Source organism: Caenimonas aquaedulcis (genome assembly GCF_015831345.1).
GTDB classification, from domain to species: Bacteria; Pseudomonadota; Gammaproteobacteria; order Burkholderiales; family Burkholderiaceae_C; genus Ramlibacter; species Ramlibacter aquaedulcis.
Genome location: NZ_JADWYS010000001.1, coordinates 4,198,729 through 4,221,622, shown reverse-complemented (window position 1 = coordinate 4,221,622; position 22,894 = coordinate 4,198,729). Strand labels below are relative to the sequence as shown.

General features: G+C 66.4%; 18 protein-coding genes. 6 read left to right on the top strand and 12 right to left on the bottom strand.

What is annotated here, in order from left to right:
* The first annotated feature begins 21 nt into the window (after window positions 1–21).
* Window positions 22–609, top strand: coding sequence for an alpha-ketoglutarate-dependent dioxygenase AlkB (locus tag I5803_RS20430; protein WP_231402482.1), 588 nt, complete (start codon window positions 22–24; stop codon window positions 607–609).
* Window positions 610–622: 13 nt separating this feature from the next.
* Here the strand turns inward: I5803_RS20430 and I5803_RS20425 are convergent, their stop codons facing one another.
* Window positions 623–1,087 carry a hypothetical protein gene (locus I5803_RS20425; protein ID WP_196988146.1) on the bottom strand — a complete coding sequence of 155 codons (465 nt, stop codon included), beginning with the start codon at window positions 1,085–1,087 and terminating at the stop codon, window positions 623–625.
* A 35-nt stretch (window positions 1,088–1,122) separates the two neighbouring features.
* A complete protein-coding gene (locus I5803_RS20420) occupies window positions 1,123–9,057 on the bottom strand; it encodes a calcium-binding protein (protein ID WP_354001694.1) in 7,935 nt (2,644 codons plus the stop codon).
* 504 nt (window positions 9,058–9,561) lie between these two features.
* On the opposite strand from I5803_RS20420, the gene I5803_RS20415 reads away from it, so the two are divergent.
* Window positions 9,562–10,107 (top strand): hypothetical protein, encoded by a 546-nt coding sequence (locus I5803_RS20415; RefSeq protein ID WP_196988144.1) that lies wholly within the window; start codon window positions 9,562–9,564, stop codon window positions 10,105–10,107.
* 147 nt (window positions 10,108–10,254) lie between these two features.
* Here the strand turns inward: I5803_RS20415 and I5803_RS20410 are convergent, their stop codons facing one another.
* Entirely contained in the window at window positions 10,255–10,908 is a 654-nt protein-coding gene (locus I5803_RS20410; RefSeq protein ID WP_231402481.1) for a hypothetical protein, read from the bottom strand.
* Window positions 10,901–11,695 carry a hypothetical protein gene (locus I5803_RS20405; protein WP_196988142.1) on the bottom strand — a complete coding sequence of 265 codons (795 nt, stop codon included), beginning with the start codon at window positions 11,693–11,695 and terminating at the stop codon, window positions 10,901–10,903. The genes I5803_RS20410 and I5803_RS20405 overlap by 8 nt, the downstream gene beginning before the upstream one ends.
* Window positions 11,696–11,891: 196 nt before the next feature.
* On the opposite strand from I5803_RS20405, the gene I5803_RS20400 reads away from it, so the two are divergent.
* Window positions 11,892–12,194, top strand: a complete 303-nt coding sequence (locus I5803_RS20400) for a helix-turn-helix domain-containing protein (RefSeq protein ID WP_435520866.1) — start codon at window positions 11,892–11,894, stop codon at window positions 12,192–12,194.
* A gap of 74 nt (window positions 12,195–12,268) precedes the next feature.
* Here I5803_RS20400 and I5803_RS20395 read toward each other — a convergent pair whose 3' ends face one another.
* Window positions 12,269–13,240, bottom strand: a complete 972-nt coding sequence (locus I5803_RS20395) for a tripartite tricarboxylate transporter substrate binding protein BugE (protein ID WP_196988141.1) — start codon at window positions 13,238–13,240, stop codon at window positions 12,269–12,271.
* 127 nt (window positions 13,241–13,367) lie between these two features.
* On the opposite strand from I5803_RS20395, the gene I5803_RS20390 reads away from it, so the two are divergent.
* Window positions 13,368–14,279 (top strand): AEC family transporter, encoded by a 912-nt coding sequence (locus I5803_RS20390; RefSeq protein WP_196988140.1) that lies wholly within the window; start codon window positions 13,368–13,370, stop codon window positions 14,277–14,279.
* 8 nt (window positions 14,280–14,287) lie between these two features.
* On the opposite strand, the gene I5803_RS20385 is transcribed toward I5803_RS20390, so the two are convergent.
* The 4 genes from I5803_RS20385 to I5803_RS20370 all read right to left on the bottom strand — a co-directional run bounded on the left by I5803_RS20385 (window position 14,288) and on the right by I5803_RS20370 (window position 19,432).
* The gene (locus I5803_RS20385; RefSeq protein ID WP_196988139.1) at window positions 14,288–16,312 is read right to left on the bottom strand and encodes a hypothetical protein; all 2,025 of its coding nucleotides are present in this window, start codon (window positions 16,310–16,312) and stop codon (window positions 14,288–14,290) included.
* A gap of 63 nt (window positions 16,313–16,375) precedes the next feature.
* Window positions 16,376–18,289 carry a 1-deoxy-D-xylulose-5-phosphate synthase gene (gene dxs / locus I5803_RS20380; protein WP_196988138.1) on the bottom strand — a complete coding sequence of 638 codons (1,914 nt, stop codon included), beginning with the start codon at window positions 18,287–18,289 and terminating at the stop codon, window positions 16,376–16,378.
* A gap of 16 nt (window positions 18,290–18,305) precedes the next feature.
* On the bottom strand, window positions 18,306–19,220 hold the full coding sequence (locus I5803_RS20375) for a polyprenyl synthetase family protein (RefSeq protein WP_196988137.1): 915 nt from the start codon (window positions 19,218–19,220) through the stop codon (window positions 18,306–18,308).
* Window positions 19,205–19,432: an exodeoxyribonuclease VII small subunit gene (locus tag I5803_RS20370; protein ID WP_196988136.1), complete on the bottom strand. Its 228-nt coding sequence runs from the start codon at window positions 19,430–19,432 to the stop codon at window positions 19,205–19,207. The genes I5803_RS20375 and I5803_RS20370 overlap by 16 nt, the downstream gene beginning before the upstream one ends.
* Before the next feature lie 245 nt (window positions 19,433–19,677).
* On the opposite strand from I5803_RS20370, the gene I5803_RS20365 reads away from it, so the two are divergent.
* Together I5803_RS20365 and I5803_RS20360 are read left to right on the top strand one after the other, a co-directional pair.
* The gene (locus tag I5803_RS20365) at window positions 19,678–20,826 is read left to right on the top strand and encodes an aromatic ring-hydroxylating oxygenase subunit alpha (protein ID WP_196988135.1); all 1,149 of its coding nucleotides are present in this window, start codon (window positions 19,678–19,680) and stop codon (window positions 20,824–20,826) included.
* A 51-nt stretch (window positions 20,827–20,877) separates the two neighbouring features.
* Window positions 20,878–21,762 (top strand): sulfurtransferase, encoded by an 885-nt coding sequence (locus I5803_RS20360; RefSeq protein ID WP_196988134.1) that lies wholly within the window; start codon window positions 20,878–20,880, stop codon window positions 21,760–21,762.
* 15 nt (window positions 21,763–21,777) lie between these two features.
* Here the strand turns inward: I5803_RS20360 and I5803_RS20355 are convergent, their stop codons facing one another.
* The 3 genes from I5803_RS20355 to I5803_RS20345 all read right to left on the bottom strand — a co-directional run bounded on the left by I5803_RS20355 (window position 21,778) and on the right by I5803_RS20345 (window position 22,813).
* Window positions 21,778–22,068 (bottom strand): hypothetical protein, encoded by a 291-nt coding sequence (locus I5803_RS20355; protein WP_196988133.1) that lies wholly within the window; start codon window positions 22,066–22,068, stop codon window positions 21,778–21,780.
* Between the two features lie 2 nt (window positions 22,069–22,070).
* Window positions 22,071–22,478 carry a hypothetical protein gene (locus I5803_RS20350; protein WP_196988132.1) on the bottom strand — a complete coding sequence of 136 codons (408 nt, stop codon included), beginning with the start codon at window positions 22,476–22,478 and terminating at the stop codon, window positions 22,071–22,073.
* Between the two features lie 113 nt (window positions 22,479–22,591).
* Entirely contained in the window at window positions 22,592–22,813 is a 222-nt protein-coding gene (locus I5803_RS20345; protein ID WP_196988131.1) for a hypothetical protein, read from the bottom strand.
* Window positions 22,814–22,894 lie beyond the last annotated feature (81 nt).

Below are 22,894 nucleotides of genomic sequence, written 5' to 3'. Positions count from 1 at the left end.
CGCCGGCGCCCGACCGAACGCATGAGCCTCTTCGAGCCTGACGGCGCGCTTCCCACGGAGCCTTCCGGCCTCTCCCTGCGCGACGAGTTCATCACGCCGGCCGAAGAGCAGGCACTCATCGAGCTCATCGGAACGCTGCCGCTGCACAACGCGCAGTACAAGCAGTACACCGCGAGGCGCCGCGTGATCAACTTCGGCTCCTCGTACGACTTCGACGAGAACGTACTGCGCGAGGCGCCGGACATCCCTGCCGACTTCGCGTTCCTGCGCGAACGGCTCGCGCACTGGCTGGGCATCGAGTCGCAGGCTTTCACACAGCTGCTGGTGGCCGAGTACGCGCCGGGGACGCCGCTCGGCTGGCACCGCGACGTGCCCGACTATGAAATCGTCGCCGGCGTTTCGCTGGGCACGCGGGCGGTGCTGCGCTTTCGGCCGTATCCGCACCGGCCCGGCGTCAAGGCCGCGGTGCGCGAGCTGGAAGCAGCGCCGCGCTCCGCCTATGCGATGCAGGGGCCCGCGCGCTGGGAATGGCAGCACAGCGTGCCGCCGACGCCGGGGCGCCGGTGGTCGCTGACGTTTCGCACGCGGGCGGCGCGCGGTCGCGGTTGAGCCGCGCGCAGGGTCAATCTTCCAGGCCGGTCCTGGCGGCGACCGCGCGGCGGATCTCGCGGCGGCGCACTTCGAGCGCCATCTGCTTGGCGCCCCGCTCGCCCCAGCGGCGCACGCTGAACTTGCGCGTGCGCGTGCGGCCGTGCTCGTCGATCCAGCCCGCCTGCCAGAAGATGTAGCTGTACTTGCCGCCGGGCGCGGGCGGCCGCTCATAACGCGCGACGCCGACGACGCCCGAGCGGTTGTTGCGGCGCATGACGTTGCGCCGGCCGATCTCGTAGACGTAGCTGGTGAGCGAGTCCAGCTGCTCGTCGCGGAAAGCCTTCGCCGCCGCCAGCGCCTTGCGCTTGCCGCCCCACACGCTGTCGCTGAACACCCGGCGCACGTTGAGGTTGTGCCGCTGGAAGAGCACCACCCACGAGTGGGTGTTGTTCGAATCGGTGTCTTTGCGGTGGATGTGATGCAGCGGATTTTTCAAGATCCGCCGATTCTAAAAGCCGCCTGTGCCGGGAGCTACACGCCGTACAGGATGTCTTGCGGCGTGCCGACGAAGCCCACCGCTGCGAGCTCGCCGGTGCTGCCCTCGTACTGCGCGTTGACGAGCGCTCCGTCTTCCGCGTAGCGATACGCCAGGTTGCCGCCGTGGGCGAGCGAGTCGCTGGACGTGAGGCGCGCGGTGTGCAGCAAGGCATCCTGCGGGGACCAGTTCACCAGCGCCGGGTTGGACGCCCGGGCTGCGTCGTAGCCTGCCACGAGTTGCTTGAAGTCCAGCACCGTGATGCGGCTCGCGTACAGGGCGTCGGTGCTTCCCGGCTGGTAGTCGGCGGTGGAATCCACCATCACCTGCAGCTTGGTGAAGGTCTGGTCTCCTGTCGCGGCGTACCAGCTGGCGAAGCGGATGGCGTCGGTCGTGCCGGTGACGCGCAGCACCAGATCGTTCGTCTCGCGAGAGAAGTTGATTTCGGCGAGGCGAATCCTGCCCAGCGAGAGCACATCATTGAGCTCGCCCAGACCCGCACCCGAGAGCGGCGCGTTGATCGTGTCCACGCCATCGCCTCTGTCGAATGCGACGATGTCGGCGCCTGCGCCCAGCGTGTACGTGTCGTTGCCCGTGCCGCCGGCCAGAAGGTCGTTGCCTGCGCCGGCCGTCAGCACGTCGTTGCCCGCGCCGCCGTCGAAGGCGCCGTTGCCGGCGGTGTCAGTCAGCGTGTCGGTGCCCGCGCCGCCTTGCAGCACGTCCGCGCCTGCAAGGCCGTTGAGCGTGTTGCTGGCGGTGTTGCCGACGAGCCAGTTGATGGAGGCGTTTCCTGTGCCGTTGACTGCATTGGCGCCGGAGAGCAGAAGCTTTTCGACCTCCGTGGCGAGGGTCCAGGTCAGGTTGGTCTCGACAGTGTCGATGCCGCCTGCCGCAGCTTCCACCGTCGTGTCCCCCGTCGCGTCTACGACGAAGGTGTCGTTGCCCGCACCACCCGTCATCGAGTCGTTGCCTGCGCCGCCATCGAGCCGGTCGTTGCCCGCCAAACCTGAGAGCGTGTTGGCGACGCTGTTGCCGATGAGGAGGTTGTCTCCTGCGTTGCCGGTGGCCACGAGCTTGGTCGCGGAACCGGTGAGCGTGAGGTTCTCCACATTCAGCGGGAGGGTGAACGTGATGGCCGCCTGCACACTGTCGATGCCCTCGCCCGCGGCCTCGGTGATCACGTCCGTCGCCGAATCGACGATGTACAGGTCGTTGCCCGCGCCGCCTTCCAGCGTGTCGTTGCCTGCGCCGCCGTCCAGGCGGTTCGCGCCCGCGTTTCCGATCAGGCTGTTGGCCAGGCCGTTGCCCGTCAGGTTCCACGCGGCTGCGCCCGCTGTCAGTTGGCCGCGCTCGATGTTGGCGGGCAGCGTGTACCCATCCATGCCCACCATCACCGTGTCCGCAGTGCCGCCGGTGGAAGCTTCGACCACCGCATCTGACGCGGAATCCACGACGTAGCTGTCGTTGCCTGCCCCACCCGTCAGGCTGTCGGTGCCCGCGCCGCCATCGAGCGTGTCGTTGCCCGCGCCGCCGGTGAGGGTGTCGTTGCCGCCCCGGCCTTCCATGCGGTAGCTGGTCGCAGGCGCGGTCATTGCCTCTGCCGACTCGGTTCCGATGGTGCCCGTCACCTTGGACTTGAGCGTCGCCAGGCTCCACAGCGTGCCGTCCGCGAATTTCACCTGCTCGACGGCGCCTGCGTTGCCGGGCGCGTACTCGCGCTGCAAAGTCAGCGTGTCGCCGGTCGATGCGATGCCCAACACGAGGTTGGCCGCACCGCCGGTGAGTTGCTGCGAGACGGTGATGTCCGAGACGGCCACGCTGGAGTCGAACTCGATCGTGTCGATCGCGCCGTCGTCCGTGCCGCCTCCGGCCACCGCGACATCGTCCACCAGGTCCTGGCCAAAGCCCTTGCCGAAGCGGTACACGTCCGCCCCTGCGCCACCGGTGAGCGTGTCGTTGCCGCCAGCGCCATAGACGATGTCGTTGCCGTCCAGTGCATTGATGATGTCCGCGCCGGGCGTTCCGTACAGCAGGTCCGCCAGCGCCGTGGGCGTCGTGCGGTCGCTCGTGCGGCTCATGATGTCGATCTCGGCGGGGCCGAAGGTGCTGCCATCGGGCAGGCGCAGGTTCAGCGCGTCGGTATCGGGCATGCTGATCGACGAGCCGTCGGCCAGCGTCACGGCCAACACGCCTGTTGCCTTGGTGAAGCTCACGTCACCCAGGCCCAGTCCCGCTTTCAGCTCCACCGTCACGGTGGCAGCCGCACCCGCGTCCTGCGCCAACGTGTCGTGGCCTTCGCCCAGGCCCAGGCGCGCAACCACGCTGCGCCCCGCGCCGAGCACGCGCAGGCTGTCGTCGCCCGCGCCGCCGTCCAGCGTGTCCGCGCCTGCCGCGCTCATCAAGGTGTCGTTTCCGCCGGCGCCCGCCAGGAGGTTGTTGCCGCTGCCATCGCTGAGGGTGTTGGCCAGCGCATTGCCCGTGGCATTGATTCCTGCCGCGCCGCCTTCCAGGCGCAGGTTCTCCACGTGGGCGTAGTTGGCCAGACTCACCGTCGGCGCGAAGGCGGCAGTGACCACCACCGTATCGATCGAGATGTCGCTGCCGGTCACGTCCAGGCCCGGCTCCTGCACCACGTCGCCCGCGTTGTCCAGGTAGTAGGTGTCGGCCCAGCGGCCGCCCACCAGCGTGTCCGCGCCCGCACCGCCATCGAGCTGGAATTCCAGCAGGCTCGGGTAGGTGTAGACCTTGTTCCTCCAGCTGCTCTGGTAGATCACCCAGTACTCGTACTGCGAGGCGTCGATCACGTTGTTGCCCGCATTACCGATGTACTTGTGCGTGTAGTCGTTCGGCTGGCTCGAGTAGTACTGGAAGACGCCCGAGGTGTACCAGCCGTTGGGCTTGGTGAGCACCAGGTTCTCCACGTTGTCCGGCAGGGTGCTGGACCAGTAGCCCGAGAGCACCGTGTCGTTTCCGCCGCCCGCGGCTTCCGTGATGGTGACGTTGGCCAGGCCGGAGGCCGGATCGAGCCCCGGCGTCACCACTTCATTGGGCAGGCGCACCACGTAGGTGTCATCGCCCGCACCACCGATCATGGCGTGGCCGCCCCCGGCCGTGGGCTCGAACCAGTTGTTGCCCGCGTTGCCGGTGATGGTGTCGGCGCCTGTACTTGGTACTGCGAACAGGTTCAACGTGCCTGTCATCGTGAGCTTCGACACGTTGGCAGGCAGCTTGAAGCTCGCTGACGCGTTGATCGTATCGATGTCCGCCGCCGACGGGTCCGTCACCACGTCGCTCCAGTGATCCACCGTGAAGGTGTCCGCCTTGGTCGTGCCGGTCTGTGTGTTCACCGTGCCGCCCGCGCCGACCTTGGTGAGCACCGCCGCGTAGTTCCAGGACGTTCCGTCCGCGAACTGGATCGACTCGATGTTGCCCGGCGCGTTCGCGTCGAAGTAGTTCTCGATCCACATCTGGTCGCCCGTGCTGCCCAGCTGCACCACGAGCGAGTCGCCCCGGAAGGACAGGTCCGCGGCCGCCGGCGAGGAGACGCGCGTGAGCGTCACGTTCGCCGCCGTGATGCCGGCCGCGAGCAGCACGCGGTCCGTGCCGCTCATGTCGTTGCCGATGATCTCCATGCCCTGGCCGGCCGCGAGCGTGTAGGTGTCGTTGCCCGCGCCGCCATCGAGCCGGTCCAGCCCCGCGCCGCCATTGAGCGTGTCGTTGCCGCTGTTGCCCCACAGCGTGTCCTGGCCTTCGTCGCCGTACAGCTGGTTGTTGCCGAAGTCGCCGTAGAGCTCGTCGTCACCCTGGTTGCCATGGATCGTGTCGTCGCCCGAGTTGCCGTGGATGTAGTCGGCGCCGTAGCCGCCGTTGACCGAGTCCGCCAGCGCCGTGGTGTACAGCTCGTCGCGGTCGACGATGCCCGTGTTCAGGCGGTCCATCACCTGCTGCGCGGTGAATGTGACACCGTCGCTGAACTCGAAACGCTCGATCTGGCGGCTCGCCCCGGACGCGGTGAACTGCGCGGCCACCGTCGCCGCGATGCCTGTCGCGTAGTCGCGCACGTACAAGGTCGTGCCGTCCAGCGGGGTCTCGAAGAAGGAGCGCGTGCTGGGGAACGGCAAGCGCACCGTGTCGATGGAGGCGGCGTCGCCACCGACCTCATCGATGAAGTCGCCGAAGCTGGCGACGTACACGTCGCTGCCCGCGCCGCCCAGGAGCGTGTCGGCGTCCGCGCCGCCGTCGAGCGTGTCATCCCCTGCGCCGCCATTGAGCGAATCGTTGCCGGCCAGGCCCCGCAGCGAGTCGTTGCCGCCCACGCCGGCGAGCGTGTCGTTGCCCGCGGTGCCGGTGAGCGTCCAGCCGATCTGCCCGCCGGCCGCGACCGCGGCCAGTACGTCGGTTTGTGTCCAGCTGGTGCCGTCTGCAAACGTGATCGCTTCGACCGCATCCGCGCCCGTGGCGAAGTAGCCTTTCAGGGTCACCTGGTCGTTGGTGCCCGACACCTGCAGCGTGACGTCGTTGCCGCTGCGCAGGCCCGCCAAGTCCGCCGGTGCGATGCCCGCGCCGAAGCGCAAGGCGTCACCCGTGCCGAGCGCCGTGTCGCCGTCGGCGATCACGTCGGCGCCATCGCCCAGGTTGAACGTGTACACGTCCGCACCGCCGTGGCCCGCCAGCGTGTCCGCGCCCGCGCCGCCGGTGAGGCGATCCGCGAGGTTGGTGCCTTGCAAGGTGTCGGCGGACGGTGTGCCGGTGATGTCGAATCCGCGCTGCACGAGTTCGGCCTGCGTCATCGAGCTGCCGTCGGCGAACTTGAAGGTGGCGATGCCTGCGGGCTGCGCGGCGTTGTTCGCGTCGAAGCCGGTGAGGCGAATGGAATCGTCAGTGTCCGCGCCGAACGTGAGCACCATGGCGCCCGCGTCGGTCGAGAGAGTGACGTCGTCCTTGGACAGGCCCGCACCCAGCACCAGCGTGCCGCCGCCCGCATCGGTGATGGTGTCGGCGCCGTCGCCCTGGAAGTAGCGGTAGGTGTTGTTGCCGCCGCTGCCGGTGAGGGTGTCCGCGCCCGCGCCGCCTGCCATCGTGGCGCCGCCGCCCGTGGCCGTGAGCGCGTCGTCCTGCGCACCGCCTTGCAGGGCCGAGCCGGCAGCCGCGCTCGACTGGCTCATGCTGCCGCTGTACGTCTGGCCGAACAGTTCGCCGGCCGTGTACGTGTGGCCGCTGACCTCCACATTCGCAATGCCACCCGTGAGCATGCCCGCCAGGTCGACGCTCAGCGCGCCCACGTTCAGGCGCAGGTTGTCCAGGGAGATCGGCTGGCCGGGAAGGTCGATGCGCTCCAGCGTCATCGCACCGCTCGCGCCCGTGAGGCGGATCGTGCTTGCGCCTTGCGTGTCGTTCACCCAGGTGTATCCCATGGTCTCGGCGATGACGTAGGTGTCGTTGCCCGCGCCGCCCGCCACGCCGGGGCCGGAGCCGAAGATGGTGTCGTCGCCGAGACCGCCCACCATGACCGCGCCGCCTTCGAGCCAGTCGTTGCCCGCGCCGCCGTCCATCGCCACGTTGGCGGCGCCATGGCCCGTGAGCACGTCGTCGCCGTCCTCGCCGAGTAGCAGGTCCTGTCCGTCGCCCGCGATCGTGTCGTTGCCCCCGCCGCCCTGCAGCGTGTCGTTTCCTTCGCCGCCGTCGAGCACGTCGTCGCCTGCCTGGCCAAAGAGCGTGTCGTTGCCCGAGTCGCCGGTCAGCACGTCGGCGCCTTCGCCGCCCTGCAGTTCGTCGTTGCCCTCGCCGCCTGTGAGCGTGTCGTTGCCTGCCTGACCGGAGATGAGGTCATTGCCGGCGTCGCCCGCAACGATGTCCGCGCCATCGCCGCCTTGCACGTCGTCGCTGCCCTCGCCGCCGGCCACGACGTCGTTGCCCGCTTCGCCCTGGACGGTGTCGTTGCCCTCGCCGCCGGCGAGTTGATCGTCGCCGCCGAAGCCGCGCAGCGAGTCGTTGCCTGCGCCGCCGTCCAGCACGTCGTTGCCCTGGTTGGCTACGGGGACGTCGTCTGCGTCGCCGAAGAGCTTGTCGTTGCCAACATCGCCGATCAGCGTGTCCGCGCCGCCGCCTCCGACGATGCTGTCGTCGCCATCTTCGCCGTCGAGGTAATCGGCGCCGTGGAACGCCGCGACCAACTGGGAGGTGGAATCGTCCCCCAGCAGCGTGTCATTGCCCGAGCCGCCGAAGAGTTCATCGGCCCCGCCCTCGCCTACGAGGGAGTCGTTTCCGTCTTCGCCGTCGATGTAGTCACTGCCGTGGTCTAGGCCAGAAAGCCCATCCCCTCGCGTGTCGCCGAGCACGATGTCATTCCCCGAGCCACCGAAAAGCTGGTCGCTCCCACCTTCGCCCATCAGGGTGTCGTTGCCGTCTTCGCCATCGACGTAGTCGTCCCCGTGGAGTGAAGGCGTGATGTAGCCAGGGTCACTGGAACCCAAACCGCCTGCATCTCCCGCGAGCTGGTCGTCTCCAGTACCGCCGTAAATCTCGTCGCCCTTGCCACCGCCGACGATGGTGTCGTTTCCACCTTCCCCGTCGAGGAAATCGTTGCCATGCGCGCTGAGCGGCGTAACTTCCACGCTTCGGTCGTCGCCATAGATAAGGTCGTTGTCATCACCACCGAAAATGTCGTCGGTGCCACCTTGCCCGGTCAGCGTGTCGTTGCCTGCGCCGCCGTCCAGGAAATCGGCGCCGTGCGCTTCGGCCGGCGCCCAATTGACCAAATCGCCATTGGGATTCAGTGAAGGCCCGTCGCCATAGACCATGTCATCGCCGCTATCGGCGAACAGGACGTCCGCACCCCCCATGCCATAGATCACATCCTGGCCGTCGCCGCCGTCAGCCCGGTCGTTGCCAGTGCCCGCGAAGATTGCATCGTTACCCGTACCGCCATCCAGGGCGTTACCCGCGTCATCCATCTGCTCGTCGCGATGGAGCGTCACGCTGAGAAAGCGCGTGGCGACGTTCTCTGCACCGGCCGAATTGGCTGCAGTGACCAACCAGTTGAAGCCAGCCGAAACGACGACCGGCAGGTCATGCGGCGGCGGCGGGAAGTCCACCGTGACGGGGTAGGGCAAGCTGCCGTTGGACGAGCCGTACAGGATGTCGTCGCCCGCTCCGCCGTTCAAGGTATCGGCGCCTGTGCCACCCTGAAGCACGTCGGAGCCGTCCCCACCCTCGATGGAGTCGTCGCCCGCCCGCCCGATCAAAGCGTCGTTGCCTGCCAGGCCATCGATTTGGTCGGCGTCGCCACTCCCCGTGATGAGATCCGGCGCCCCCGGAGCGGAACCGTCGTCGATGTAGTTGCCGTAGGTGTCGAAGACATACCGGTTGGCGTCGTCGGGAGAAGTCTTTCTGACGAAGTCACCGGTGAAGGTGTGATCGGCCTGCGGCTCGGGCGCCGCTTCGTCGGACAACCGAATGCCCAGCTGGTCGCCGCCACCGTCTCGCCAGCCACGAACGACGATGTGGTCCGGATTCGACCCTCTGCTGATGACGAGGTCACCGTTCGAGGCCAGCATGAAGCCCCATTCCTTGTCGTCGCTGACCCAGTAGCCGTCGGCGGCCTTCTTGCCGCCGGTCAGTTGCTGGTCGTTGACCCAGATGCTGCCATTGCCGTCCGAGTCGCGAATGATGTCGAACAATTCGCCCCGTGCGAGGCGGTACTCGTCGTCGCCGTTTCCGCCATACAGGTAGTCGCCGTTGGCGCCGCCATCGAGCGTGTCGTCGTCGTCACCGCCGAAGAGCGCATCGATGCCGGTACCGCCATCGAGGCTATCTGCCCCGGCACCAGCCACCAGGATGTCGTCGCCTGCACCGCCATTAATGGTGTCGTCGTCGGAGCTGCCGACCATCAATTCGTCCTTGTCGTTGCCGGTCAATTCACCGGATTCCACGGCGATGACGATTCGGCCCGGAGGCGTGAGGCTCAGTCCCGATCGATCTGTATCGGAGAGCTGATTGGCTACATAGTCGCGTAGCCCATTGAGTGCCGCGTTCGGGAAGCTGGGAAGCTCCAATGTGACGGTCGAGCCGTCATCAGCTACCTCAATTCGTTCGGTGAGGTAGCCGTTGCTCTTGGCGAAAGTCAGCACCGTCTTGAGCAAGAGATCACGACCGACCAATTCGTCGCCACCGGAGTCAGAGTCTGCGAAGACCTCGAAGAGCTTCACGATGTCCGCATTGAGCGCATCACTGTATGGAACATTCAATGGAGATAGCACTAGCCCGGTAAGCACCGCTTTTGACTGGCTATCCACGTCAATTCCGGCCAGCCAGGAGCCATCGTAGTGACCCAACGCAATTCTTATCTCGGCAAACCTTGTGTCGATGACCCCAATTAAGGACTCCGCGCCATCGAGCATTTTTGGCAGATATATGTTCCTGTAGTTGTCGTACGCTTGCGACCAAAGTTCTTCGCCAAATTTACCACCTACATAACCAAGAAAAACACCTCCAGCTATCGCAGCTGCCCCCACCAGTATAGGTGCAGCAGCGACGCCCGCCAGAGCAAGGGCGCCAGCCGTGATCCCGCCTGCGGCCACCGCGCCGACGGTTCCGGCCTGAAGTCCGATGTAGAACCCCAACGCCTTTCCGGTAGCCTGCACGACATTTTGCTCGGTCACCTCCCCACCTTCGAAGAGGGCAGTGCCCGTCTGGATCAAGGCAAAGTAGGCCCCAAGATTCTTGAACGCCTCCGACGCTACCTTTGTGAGTCGATCAAGCGCCGACAAGTCACCGTTCTGAATCTGTTGAGCAATGACTGCCAAGCGGCCTGCCTGAAACCTCGCGTCGAGAGTCAAACCCCCAAAATAGCCCTTGATTCGCGTCCCGGCATCGGTCGCCGCAGGCAATGGTTCAGCTTTCAAATGTGTGTTTATGGCCTCATATACCCGCGCAAGCTGCTCAAAGGCAGGGGCGAACTTATTCGCGTCTGCGGCCGTTAGTCTTTGACTGCCAATCTTTCCAGCAAGCTCCCCAAGTTGCTTGAAGAACTCGTCCTGAGAACCAACGAAAGCGCCGGCTGAATCGAAGATTGAGTCAAAGTTTCCTAGCTCCCTATACAACTTTTCTTCAAAAGAATCTGCCACCGCTCATTTTTCCTTCAGATTGATATCAATAAATGCTCTCGCGGAGGGATACACGAATCCCAACGCGATGCCGCTCACCCAAAACGCTGCCCACAACAACAACCCAAATCCCAAACGACTGTCCGTCGCGAGCCCTTTCACAAGAGACCAGTCGCCTGGGGAGGCAGTTAGCGCGAGTAGAGCCGCTGGGCATACCATCACGCTTCCCAACACCAGCCAAAGATCCCGCCATCCCAAACGTCCACCTCCACCACGGAGGTATTTCCAAACTACGTAACCCTCTTTCGCCCGAACAACTTCAAAGATGATTGCTGTAGCAAAAATAGAAATAATCAGCCAAGTCCAGTGGAGTGCGCAAACGAGCAGGGCAACCTCTGAAAATTTCGTTGATTCAGAGAATCTCCCGATGTCGGCGCCGGCGAAGAGGCTCATCAGGACTTCCCGGATCGACGCTGTAAAGCGGCCAACCATTTGATTTCGTCGAACCACGTCTTCAGGAGCTGCGATGGCTACGATGAAGATCAAGAGTAGTGGGCACTGATAAATTGGCCCGCCGGGACTACGCCATGAAAGCCCTCCACGGCTTCTAGCCCTGGCGATCAGATGCATATCGCTAATTTCCGTCTCCATTGGCTGCGTGTCGTTCACTTTATCCAACCGATCTGTATTGCGCACATGGCTCTGCCTCAGACCCATTTCTGGCTTTCCTTCTACAGGCTTCCGCCTTGAATCCTCCCATAAACGCTCGATCGACTACAAAAGCCAAATATGTAGGCTGCAGAAAAATGCAGGACGCAGAAAGCAAGATAACCGCCGTCGACAACCACGCGTATCCGAATCGGATCATCGTCGTCACACCGGCGTAGATTCCGGGATCTCCCGGAATTAGAAAGAAGATCTGCACAATCCAAATTCCAATCGGAATTCCGAATAAGAGCAAAGTCCCAGTGACGATGACTTGGGCTGCGCCCATTCCTTTGAAGGGATTTTTCTCAATGCGTCCGTACGGGTAGCCAATAATCAATCCCATCGCGGCCGCGATGATCAGCCAAGGAATGAGGACTACGGCGCCCGAGCTGCACAGCAAGGCTGCTTGGGGAAATCCTGTGCTTCTCGCATGAGTTTGGATGTCTCTTCCCGGAAACACCGTCATAACGAAGCGAGCCACTCCTGATGTGAATGCGTGCAGAGCCGGGACTTGATCAAGAATGTTGCTTGGAACAGCTAAGGCCATTAAGAAGTAGAAGACCAATGGCAGGACCACGCCGTAGGCGAATATCCGCCTAACCCAAGATCTCCGCGTGGCAAACCGATCCCTCGTCTCCGAGGTTTCCTCGGCCCCGATATTCTCTCGAAGATGATTCACCATCGCCCACTTACCCTTCAGATCGATATCAATTGAATCAGCGAATTCTTGATAGCAGCACCGCCAGACAGCCGTCACACGAAAGTCTTGAAGACCTTAGGCCATGCGCCCATCACCTGTGGTCGCAAGAAACGCAGTTGAATTTCAGCTGACCAATGACCGGCGGAAAGTCCTCATCCATGTCGATTTAGAATATTAAGTACTCTAACACGATTTCCGCCGTTGTCACTCATAAAGAGTGGCCTCATAACGGACGGTCTCGTAGCCTAGGCCGGTGCCGAAATCCACCGCCACTTCCACGCTCGAGATCGCCCTCGGCTCGCTCGCATACGACCCCATGCAGCGATTCGGGCTGCATCTCAGTGAGCTGCGTCGCTCACGTGGAATCTCTCAGGAAGGATTGGCGCTGGACAGCGGGCTGGCTCGCAGCTACCTCGGCGGCGTTGAGCGCGGGCAGCGCAACATCGCGCTGGTCAACATCTGCCGATTGGCACAGGCGCTCGACGTGCCACCGTCACGACTGCTCGAATTCGATGTCTCGCGCCCCACACCGAAGTCGCGGGCCAAGCGCAAATAGCTTTCCCAAAAACAAAAGCGACCACCGGCGCCTAGGCGCGGGTGGTCGCTGGTCTCGAGAGCGTGAGTTGAAGATCAGTCCAGCTTCAACTTCGCCCCCTCCACCACCTTCTTGTACACCTCGAACTCCGCCTTGATCTGCTCGGCGAACTGCTGCGGCGTGTTGCCCACGATGATGGAGCCGGTGTCCTCGATGCGCTTTTTCACCGCCGGGTCCGACAGCGCCTTCATCACGCCGTCATGGATCTTCTGGACCACTTCCGGCGGCAGGCCCTTGGGGCCGTAGATGCCGTAGTACGCCATGCGGTTCACCGGCTCCAGGCCCACTTCCTTGAAGGTCGGCACGTTGGGCAAGGCGGCCACACGCTGCGGCGCGGCCACGATGATGGGCACCAGGCGGTTCTCCTTGATGAAGGGCAGCGCGGAGGGCAGGTTGTCGAAGATCATCGGCACCTGGCCGGCGACCGTGTCGTTCAAGGCCGGGCCAGCGCCGCGGTACGGGATGTGCGTGACGAAGGTGCCCGACAAGCTCTTGTACAGCTCCATCTGCAGGTGGCCGATGCCGCCGGTGCCCGACGACGAGTACGAATACTTGCCCGGCGACTTCTTCAGTTCCGCGACGAAGGCTTTGTAGTCCTTGGCGGGAAAGCTCGGGTGCACCGCGATGATGTTGGGCGTCGCCGCGATGTTGATGATCGGCGTGAAGTCCGTGATCGGGTTGTACGGGATCTTCGGGTTGATCGCCGGGTTGGCGGCGGTGGTGGACACGGTGGCCACGCCCAGGCTGTAGCCGTCCGGCGCCGCGCGCGAGGTGTCGAGCGCGCCGACGACGCCGCCGCCGCCGGCCTTGTTCTCCACGACGACCGACTGGCCGAGCGCCTTGCCGAGCGGCTCGGCGATCACGCGGGCCACGATGTCCGTGGTGCCGCCCGGTGCGAAGGGCACCACCAGCTTGATCACCTTGTTGGGGTATCCCTGGGCCAGCGCGGGGCCGGCGGCCAGCGCGAGCGCGGCGGCGGACAGGGCGAACCATTGGCGGCGATGCATAAACTCTCCTTGAGGTTGTCGAAGACGGGGGTTAACCGGCAATCCTAAGCCCAGCGGCAATTCCCTGCGCTGTGGAATCCACATAAGGGCTAACCCGGTGCGTGATTCGCCTCGCTATGCTCTGCCGGTGGACTTCGCGCAACTGCTCTTTCCGGACTTCTCGCTCATCCTGTGCGGCTACCTCGTGTGCCGCTTCACCCCGCTGGACCGCAAGGTGTGGGGGCCGGTCGAAGGGCTCGTCTACTACTTCCTGTTCCCCGTGCTGCTCTTCCAGTCGGTCACCAAGGCGCCGCTGGACCTGGCCGCGGCCTCCAGCCTGCTCGGCGCGGGCCTCCTGATGGCGCTCGCCGGCATCGCAATGGCGTATGCCCTGCCCTTCCTCCCCGTGATCGGCCGGCACGTCGACCGGCGCGAGCACGCGGGCGCCGCGCAGGTCGCCTTCCGCTTCAATTCGTACATCGCACTCGCGCTCGCCGAGCGCCTCGCTGGCGCTCCCGGCCTCGTGATGATCGCGATCCTGATCGGGTTTTGCGTGCCGCTGTACAACGTCGCCGCGGTGTGGCCGATGGCGCGCCATGCGCAGCGCGGCTTCCTGCGCGAGCTGGTGCGCAACCCCCTGATCGTCGCGACGGCCTGCGGTCTCGTGGCCAACCTGCTCGGGTTCTCGATGCCGCGCTGGCTCGAGCCCGGCGTGACGCGCATCGGCGCGGCCTCGCTCGCGCTGGGGCTGCTCGCCGCCGGCGCGGGCATGCAGTTCGCCAGCCTCGCGGCGCAGAAGACGCTCGCGGTGTGCCTGCTCACGATCCGTCATTTGCTCACACCGCTGGTGGCGGCAGGTCTCGTCCACGCATTCAAGCTCGACGCCGCGCAGGCGTCCGTGCTGCTTGCGTTCTCTGCCTTGCCGACAGCGTCCAGCGCGTACGTGCTCGCGGTGCGCATGGGCTACAACGGCCCTTATGTCGCGGGGCTCGTCACGCTCTCCACGATCCTCGGCGTGTTCAGCTTGACCTTCGCGCTCGGCGTGCTTTGGGCGGCTTGAGCGCTGCGTTACTGGAAGCTGTACATGGTGATCGAGCGTTCACCGTTCACGCCGGTGATGTTGAGATTGACGGTAACGCTCTTGATCGCCTGTCCGTTGCACGTGGTCGGCATGTTCAACACGCCTTGCGTCGAGCTGGTTCCCAGCACCGGGCTGTTCACCTCGCACCTGAAGGTCGACGGCCCGGACTGGGTGCCCGTATAGACGAGCGCCGCCAGGCGCACCCGGGCGACGGCGTAGGTCTGCGGCAGCTGCCACGACAACGCGAGCGATCCTCCGAGGTGAGCATCCGACAGCGCGGATCCCGAAGGACCCGTGAGCGGCACGATTTCCGTGGTGAGGGCGTTCAGCGGGACGACGAGCGTGACCGTCGAGCCGTCCGGTCGCGACATCGTCACGGTGAACGGGGTGCCTGCAGGCGGTACCGAGGCCGCGGGCAGCGTCCCCGTGCCGCCGAAGAACGAGTCGAGCAGCACGCCTCCTTCGTCGATGCCGGTCGCGCCACGCGACATCGAGATGCTGCCGGCGCTCGTGGTCACGCTGACGGCGGAGACGGTGCCCTGCACCGGCTGCACGCCCGCACTCACCGACGGGCCACTGCCTTGCGCGTTCGCCCCCAGGTTCAGCCGCGCCTCCGCGTAGATGTCCACCTCGGCGATCCGGCCGTTGCCGCCCCACAGCCATCCGCTCGCGCCCTGCACGAAGTCGAAGTCGTTGTCCTGCTGCTCCTGCTCGCCGCCCTGGATCTGCGTGACGGTCACGACTGCCTGCGCGCGACCGGTGGCCAGGTCCAGGCTGGCCACGCGCTTCATCTCGAGCGTCACGCCCTGTCCGTCCATGAACGAACTGACGATGCCCGTGGCGAACTGGGTGCGGTTAAGCCCGTCGTTCATGAGGGCGGCATCCAGGTACGGCAGCAGGTCCGCGGTGGTGAGGCTCGCGCCCTTGGCGTTGATGACGGCCGCGAAGGAGGAAAGGCTCGCCTCGATCGCGTTCCATGCGGCCAGCCGACCGGCCGACGCGGGAATCACGGAAGCCACGGTGCTGCTGCTCGTGTTGCTTTCGCTGTGGACCGATGTGTTGGCCGTCATGGACGACTGCGCGGTGTCGTAGGTCACCGTCGTGGTCTGCACGCCGCCCGGTGCGTTGACGGTCACGGTGGCCGATCCGGCGGCGTAGGAGACGCGTGTCATGTCCAGCACGCCATCGAGTCCCGCGTGGTTGGCGGTGAACGGCATCGTGATCAGGTCCAGCGGCCCGCTGACGCCCGCCCCGCCCACCGTCAACGCGAGTTGCATCAGCGACAGCACGGCCTGGGCCGTGGCCTTGACCTGCACGCCCGCGGGCGGCGGCGCGGCCACCGGGTTGGCAAATGCCGTGTCGACGGGAATCCCCTGCACCGCATACCAGGAGCGCACGACGAGATCGGTGAGCGGCGTGAGGTTCGCCGTCTGCACCCCGGCGCCGGCGGTCACGCTGTACAGCGTCGTGCCGCTCGCCGTACTGGCCTGCAGCAGGAAGGGGCCGGTGAGCCCGTCGGTGCTGAAGGTGAAGGTGCCCGCGGCGCTGGTGCTGGTGGTGGCGGTGTGATTGAGCGCGTCCTTGAGCGTAACCGTGCGTCCCGCGAGCGGGCCGCCGACGGCTGCCGTGCCGCTCACGCTGCCGCCGCAGGTGGCGGGCAGGACGGTGCACTGGTAGCCCGACATCGGACCCACGTCGTAAGGCGTGTTGTTGGTGAGGCCAGGGCCCTGCACCCAGATCTCGCCGGTGTTCGTCACCGCGAGGTAGTTGCCGTTCGAGTACGCACGGTACGTGTAGGGAAAAGACGTGCGATCCGTCTCGTGTCCGGGGAAGTACGCCGTGTAGTGCTGCTCCGCCCAATCCATCAGCTGCGTGGGCGTGAGGAGTTGCCCGGCGGGCGCCGCGGCGAGCGGCTTCGGTGGGACCGGTGAATCCGGCGCGTCGCCACCACCGCATGACGCGAGGAAGATCGCGGCAACGCAAAGCACACGGGAGAACGAATCTCGCAGCATGGCGGCCTCCTCAAGGGGCTGGTTGCCGCGATTGGACGCCTCGGCAGGCGCAGTGTCAACGCGCTAGCCGACCACCTTGAGCGACGGCGGCGCCGCGCGATCCACGAGCTCGCCGAAGCGCGTGCGGATGGAGGCTTCGATGCCCGCCGCATCCAGCCCCTGCATGGCCAGCACGCGCGCCGGGTCGCCGTGCGGCGTGAACTCGTCGCGCAGGCCCAGTTGCAGCAGCGGCATCACGATGCCGGCCGCCTGCAATGCCTCGCCCACCGCGCTGCCGGCGCCGCCCATGACGGCGCCTTCCTCGAGGGTCACGAGGGCTTCATGGCGCGACGCGACCTGCGCCAGCAGCTCGGTGTCCAGCGGCTTGGCCCAGCGCATGTTGACGACAGTCGCGCCCAGGCGTTCCGCGGCGGCAAGCGCGGGATACAGCAGCGTGCCGAACGCAAGGATCGCCACGCCGCGCGGCGCGCCATCCGCCATGCCGGCACGCTCGCGCCGGATCTCTCCCTTGCCGTACGGCAGCGCGTCCAGGCCGGGCTCCACGGCGACGCCCGCGCCCGCACCGCGCGGGTAGCGCACGGCCACCGGATGGTCCTGCCGGAATGCGGCGGTGAGGAGCTTGCGGCATTCGTTCTCGTCGGCCGGGCAGGCGATGCCCATGTTCGGGATGCAGCGCAGGTACGGGATGTCGTAGGCGCCCGCGTGCGTGGGCCCGTCCGCGCCGACGATGCCCGCGCGGTCCAGCGCGAAGACCACCGGCAGGTTCTGCAGCGCGACGTCGTGCACGAGCTGGTCGTAGCCGCGCTGCAGGAAGGTCGAGTAGATCGCGACGACGGGCTTCATTCCCTCGCACGCCATGCCGGCCGCGAAGGTGACGGCGTGCTGTTCCGCGATGCCGACGTCGAAGTAGCGGGTCGGGAACATCTTCTCGAATTCGACCATGCCCGAGCCTTCGCGCATCGCGGGCGTGATGCCCACCAGGCGCGCGTCGTGCGCCGCCATGTCGCACAGCCATTGGCCGAACACCTGTGTGAAGGTGGGCTTGGATGGCGCGGAAGGCTTCGTCAGGCCCACCGCGGGGTCGAACTTGCCCGGGCCGTGATACGCCACCGGGTCCGCTTCGGCGAGCTTGTAGCCCTGGCCCTTCTTCGTCACCACGTGCAGGAACTGCGGGCCCTTCAGCTGCCGGATGTTCTCCAGCGTGGGGATGAGCGAATCGAGGTCGTGCCCGTCGATCGGGCCGATGTAGTTGAAGCCGAATTTCTCGAAGAGCGTCGCGGGCACGACGAGGCCCTTCGCGCCTTCCTCGAGCCGGCGCGCGAGTTCGAAGAGGGGCGGCGCGACCTTCAGCACGTTCTTGCCCACGTTCTTCGCCGCGGCATAGAACTGCCCGCTCATGAGCTGCGCGAGGTAGCGGTTGAGCGCGCCCACCGGCGGGCTGATCGACATGTCATTGTCGTTGAGGATGACCAGCAGGTCGCACTCCGCGACGCCCGCGTTGTTCAGCGCCTCGAAGGCCATGCCGGCGCTCATCGCACCGTCGCCGATGATTGCGATGGCCTTGCGGTCCTCGCCCTTCTGCTTGGCGGCCATCGCCATGCCCAGGGCCGCGGAGATGCTGGTGGACGAATGCGCGGTGCCGAAGTTGTCGTACGGGCTTTCGCTGCGCACCGGGAAGCCCGACACGCCGCCGAGCTGGCGCAGGGTGCCCATGCGTTCGCGCCGGCCCGTGAGGATCTTGTGCGGGTACGTCTGGTGGCCCACGTCCCACACCACGCGGTCGTAGGGCGTGTTGAAGACGTAGTGCAGCGCGATGGTGAGTTCCACCGTGCCGAGGTTGGAGGACAGGTGCCCTCCGGTGCGCGAGACGCTGTCGAGCACGAAGGCGCGCAGTTCCTCGGCGAGCGGCTTGAGCTGCGCGCGCGGCAGCTTGCGCAGGTCCGCCGGGTCGTTGATCGTGTCGAGCAAGGTGGCCATGCCGGGTGTGTCCGTGTCAGTTGTCGCGCTCGACCACCATGGTGGCCAGCGCTTGCAGTGCGCGCGTGTCGGGCAGCGCGCTCGCCTCGAGCGCATCGCGCGCCTCCGCGAGCAGTTCGCGCGCGAAGATGCGCGAGCGGTCCAGCCCGAGGAGCGAGACGTAGGTGGGCTTGTCCTGCGCGGCGTCCTTGCCGGCGGTCTTGCCGAGCGTCGCCGAATCCGCGGTGACGTCCAGGATGTCGTCCACCACCTGGAACGCGAGGCCCATCGCGGCGCCATAGCGTTCCAGCGAGGTCCGCGCGCGCAGGCCCGCCGCGCCGCATGCCGCGCCCATCATCACGCTGCCCAGCAGCAGGGCCCCGGTCTTGCGGCGGTGCATTTCCTGCAGCTGCGCTTCGTCGAGCGGCAGGCCGACGCTCGCGAGGTCGATCGCCTGGCCGCCCGCCATGCCCGCGTGCCCCGCGGCGCGCGCGAGCAGCCGGCACAGCGTGGCCTGGATGGGCGGCGCGATCGCATCGCCCTCCGGTGCGAGCAGTTCGAAGGCCAGCGCCTGCAGGGCATCGCCCGCGAGCAGCGCCTGCGCCTGGCCGAACTTGACGTGGACGGTGGGCTTGCCCCGGCGCAGCACGTCGTTGTCCATGCAGGGCATGTCGTCGTGGACGAGCGAATACGCGTGGATCAGCTCGACGGCGCAGGCCGAGCGCAGCGCGGCTTCGGGATGGCCGCCCACCGCTTCGCTCGCCGCCAGCACCAGCAGCGGGCGCAGGCGCTTGCCGCCGTCGAGCACCGCGTAGCGCATGGCGTCGCCCAGCCCCGCGGGCGCATCGGCGACGACCCATTCGGACAGCGCGGCTTCGACGCGCGCGAGCCGCTCGGCGCTCCAGGAGGCCAGGTCGAAGGCACCCGCCACGCCGCTCACTCCTGCGTCCACGGCTTGAGCGTGCCCTGGTCCAGCACCTTGATCTGGGTTTCGACGGCCTGCAGCTTGTCGCGGCAGAACTGCAGCAGCTCGGCGCCGCGCTGGTAACCGGTGAGCAATTGCTCCAGCGGCAACTGCCCGGATTCGATCAGGCCCACGAGCTGTTCCAGCTCTTCCAGGGCCGCTTCATAGCTGGCCGGGGGTTTGGACAAGGCCTTGGGCATGACTACTCTTCACGTGGAAACCCCGGATTCTAGGCCGTGTGGGCAGCGGCCGGCCCGCGCGGACGGTTACACACCGATCCTTGATCCCCCATGGAGAATCCCCAATTGGACGAGGGGTACAATCCCCTTCCCTTCATGCGGGGTCCCCCCGCGTTACGCGTCCCCAATCACCCTTTCCGCGCCAATCCACGGACGAAGCGCTTACCCTGCCCCTTCATAGGGGGAGTCTCTAGGTCAGGTCACCCATGTCTGATTTAAGTCTTCAACTGCAGCAGGCCGCAAGCCAACTACCAGTTTCAAGTTACTTCGACGAAGCGCTCTACCGGCGCGAGATGGACACCATCTTCCAGCGCGGGCCCCGTTATGTGGGGCACCAGCTGTCGGTCCCGAACACCGGCGACTACCACGCCCTCCCCCAGGAGGGTGGCGGCCGCGCCTTGCTTCGCACCCCGCAGGGCGTGGAGCTGATCTCCAACGTCTGCCGCCACCGGCAGGCCGTGATCCTCAAGGGCCGCGGCTCCATCGCAACGGCCAGCGGCACGGGGGGCAACATCGTGTGCCCGCTGCACCGCTGGACGTACAGCGGCGGCGCGGGCAGCCCGGCGGGCACCCTGCTGGGTGCGCCGCATTTTCCCGAGGACCCCTGCCTGAACCTGAAGAACTACGGCCTCCAGGAATGGAACGGCCTGCTCTTCGAGAAGGTCCCGGGCGGACGCGACGTCGAGGCGGACCTCGCCGGCATGGGCCCGCGCGCCGACCTCGACTTCGAGGGCATGGTGCTCGACCGTGTCGAGATGCACGAGTGCAACTACAACTGGAAGACCTTCATCGAGGTCTACCTCGAGGACTACCACGTGGGCCCGTTCCATCCGGGCCTCGGCAGCATGGTGAGCTGCGAGGACCTGCGCTGGGAATTCAAGAAGAACTATTCGGTGCAGACGGTCGGCGTGGCCAACCGCCTGGGCAAGGCCGGCAGCCCGGTGTACGACCGCTGGCAGAACGCGCTGCTCGACTACCGCAACGGCAAGCAGCCGAAGTACGGCGCGATCTGGCTCACCTACTACCCGCACATCATGGTCGAGTGGTATCCGCACGTGCTCACCGTTTCCACGCTGCACCCGATGGGCCCGCGCAAGACGATGAACATGGTGGAGTTCTACTACCCCGAGGAGATCGCGGCGTTCGAACGCGAATTCGTCGAAGCCCAGCAGGCGGCCTATATGGAAACCTGCGTGGAAGACGACGAGATCGCCGAGCGCATGGACGCCGGCCGCGAGGCGCTCCTGCGCCGCGGCGAGGACGATGCGGGTCCCTACCAGAGCCCGATGGAAGACGGCATGCAGCACTTCCACGAGTGGTACCGCGGCAAGATCCCGACCGCCTCCGCGCTTTGATCGGTGGGTGCGCGGCTCCCCTGGAGCCGCGGGACGCCAGATAATCGGGCGATGCACACCACGCTCATTTCCGCCACCGAACTGATGAGCCTGCAGGCGGCCGGCTCGCCGCTGATGGTCTTCGACTGCACCTTCGACCTGATGAACCCCGCCGCGGGCGAAGAGCAGTACCGCAACGCGCACATTCCCGGCGCTGTCTACGCGAGCCTCGACACCGCCCTCAGCGACGTCGGCGTCGCGGGGCCCGACGGCAAGCGCCTGCATCCCGACGCGGCGTCGGGCGGACGGCATCCGCTGCCCAGCCGCGAGAACTTCGCGCTGTGGCTCTCGAGCGTGGGCTTCGCCAACGACATGCAGGCGGTCGTGTACGACCGCAACGGTGCGAACTACTGCGGACGGCTGTGGTGGATGCTCAAGTGGGCGGGCCACGACGCCGTCGCCCTGCTCGATGGCGGCCTGCAGGCGTGGCAGGCCGCGGGGGGCGAAGTGACGGATCGCGCGGAAGTGGCGCACTTCCAGTCGAACTTCCGCCTGGGCGCCCCGCTGCGCGAACTGGTCGGCGCCGACGAACTCATGAAGGACATCCGGCAGCCCACGCGCACCGTGATCGATGCGCGCGCCGCGCCGCGTTATCGCGGCGAGGTCGAACCGCTGGACCCGGTGGCGGGGCACATTCCGGGCGCGCTGAACCGGCCGTTCTCGCAGAACCTGGGCGCGGACGGCAAGTTCAAGCCCGCCGCGCAGCTCAAGGCGGAATTCGATCAGTTGCTGGCAGGACGCGATGCACGCACGGTCGTCCACCAATGCGGCAGCGGCGTGAGCGCGCTGCCCAATGCGGTGGCGATGGAAATCGCAGGGTTTGCGCCGACGGCCCTCTATGCGGGCAGCTGGAGCGACTGGTGCAGCGACGCGTCGCGTCCCGTCGCCAAGGGATAGCAGGCCTCGCGACCGCTAGCGGTTGCCGACGCTGCTCTTGGTCGTGAGGTTGGGACTGCCGTCGCCGGCCGCGGGCGTGCCGCTGGCATTGCGCGCCGGGAAGCTTCCCGTGAGGCCGGTGCCCGATGAAGCGATCCCGCCATTGAGACCGACCCCGGGTTGCGCGCTGGCGGTGCTGCCGGCGCTGGCGGTGGCACGGCCCCCGCCTTGGCCTGCAGCGCCCGCCTCGGCTTCGGTCCCGGCCTTTTGACAGGCCGAGACCGCGACGCCCGATGCGAGGACGATGCAGAGGGCGACAGCTCGCATGCTTACTTCGTGGAGGTCGTCGCCATCGGGGTGGACGGGTTCACGCCGGAGGTGTCGCCGGACGTGCCGGAAGCGGTGCTGCCGGTCGTGTTGCCCGTGGTGCCGCCCATGCTCGAGGAGCCCGACGTGCCGGAGGTACCCGAGCCCGATGCGCCCATGGAGCTCGTGCTGCCCGAGGTGCCGCTGCCGGACGTGGAGGTGTCCGTGCTGGCCGTGCCGCTCGTGCCCGAGGTGCCGCTGCCGGTGCTGCCCGTCGTCGCGCTGGTGCTCGGCGAGGTGGACGTGCTGGAGCTCGTGCCGCTGGTGGAGGCGGACGGGGTCGCCGCGGTGTCGTCGCGCTTGTTGCAGGCGCTGAGGGAAACGACGGCAGCCAGCGCGATGGCGGCGGCGGAGATGAGGGATTTGTTCATGGAGGCTCCTGAAGTGGTGGTGGTTCGTGGAATGCCACGACTCTAGGGAATGCACCCGCGCGCGTTGTCGGCTCGCACCGGTTGTGCGTGTAGGACAGGCGCAGAGTGAAAGCTCAGCGATTCGAGCGCTTGCCCGTGTCCTCGTCTCCCGCTTCGGAAGCGGTCTTGCTCGTTTGCTTCATCGCGCTGCGCGCCTGCGACGCATCCCCGGTTTCGCCGCTGCTGGCCGTGCCGGTGTCCTCCGGCTGCATGTCGGTGTTGGGTGTCTTGCCGGCGGGGGCCGCGGGGCGCTCGCTCTGCTGGTCGCTGCTTTGGGTGCTGCCTGGGGTGCTCATCGCTGCCTCCTGTGAATGGATGGGATGCGACCACTCTAGGCCTGGCGCGGCCTTTCCGTGTCGGCAGGGGCAGCGCCTGCA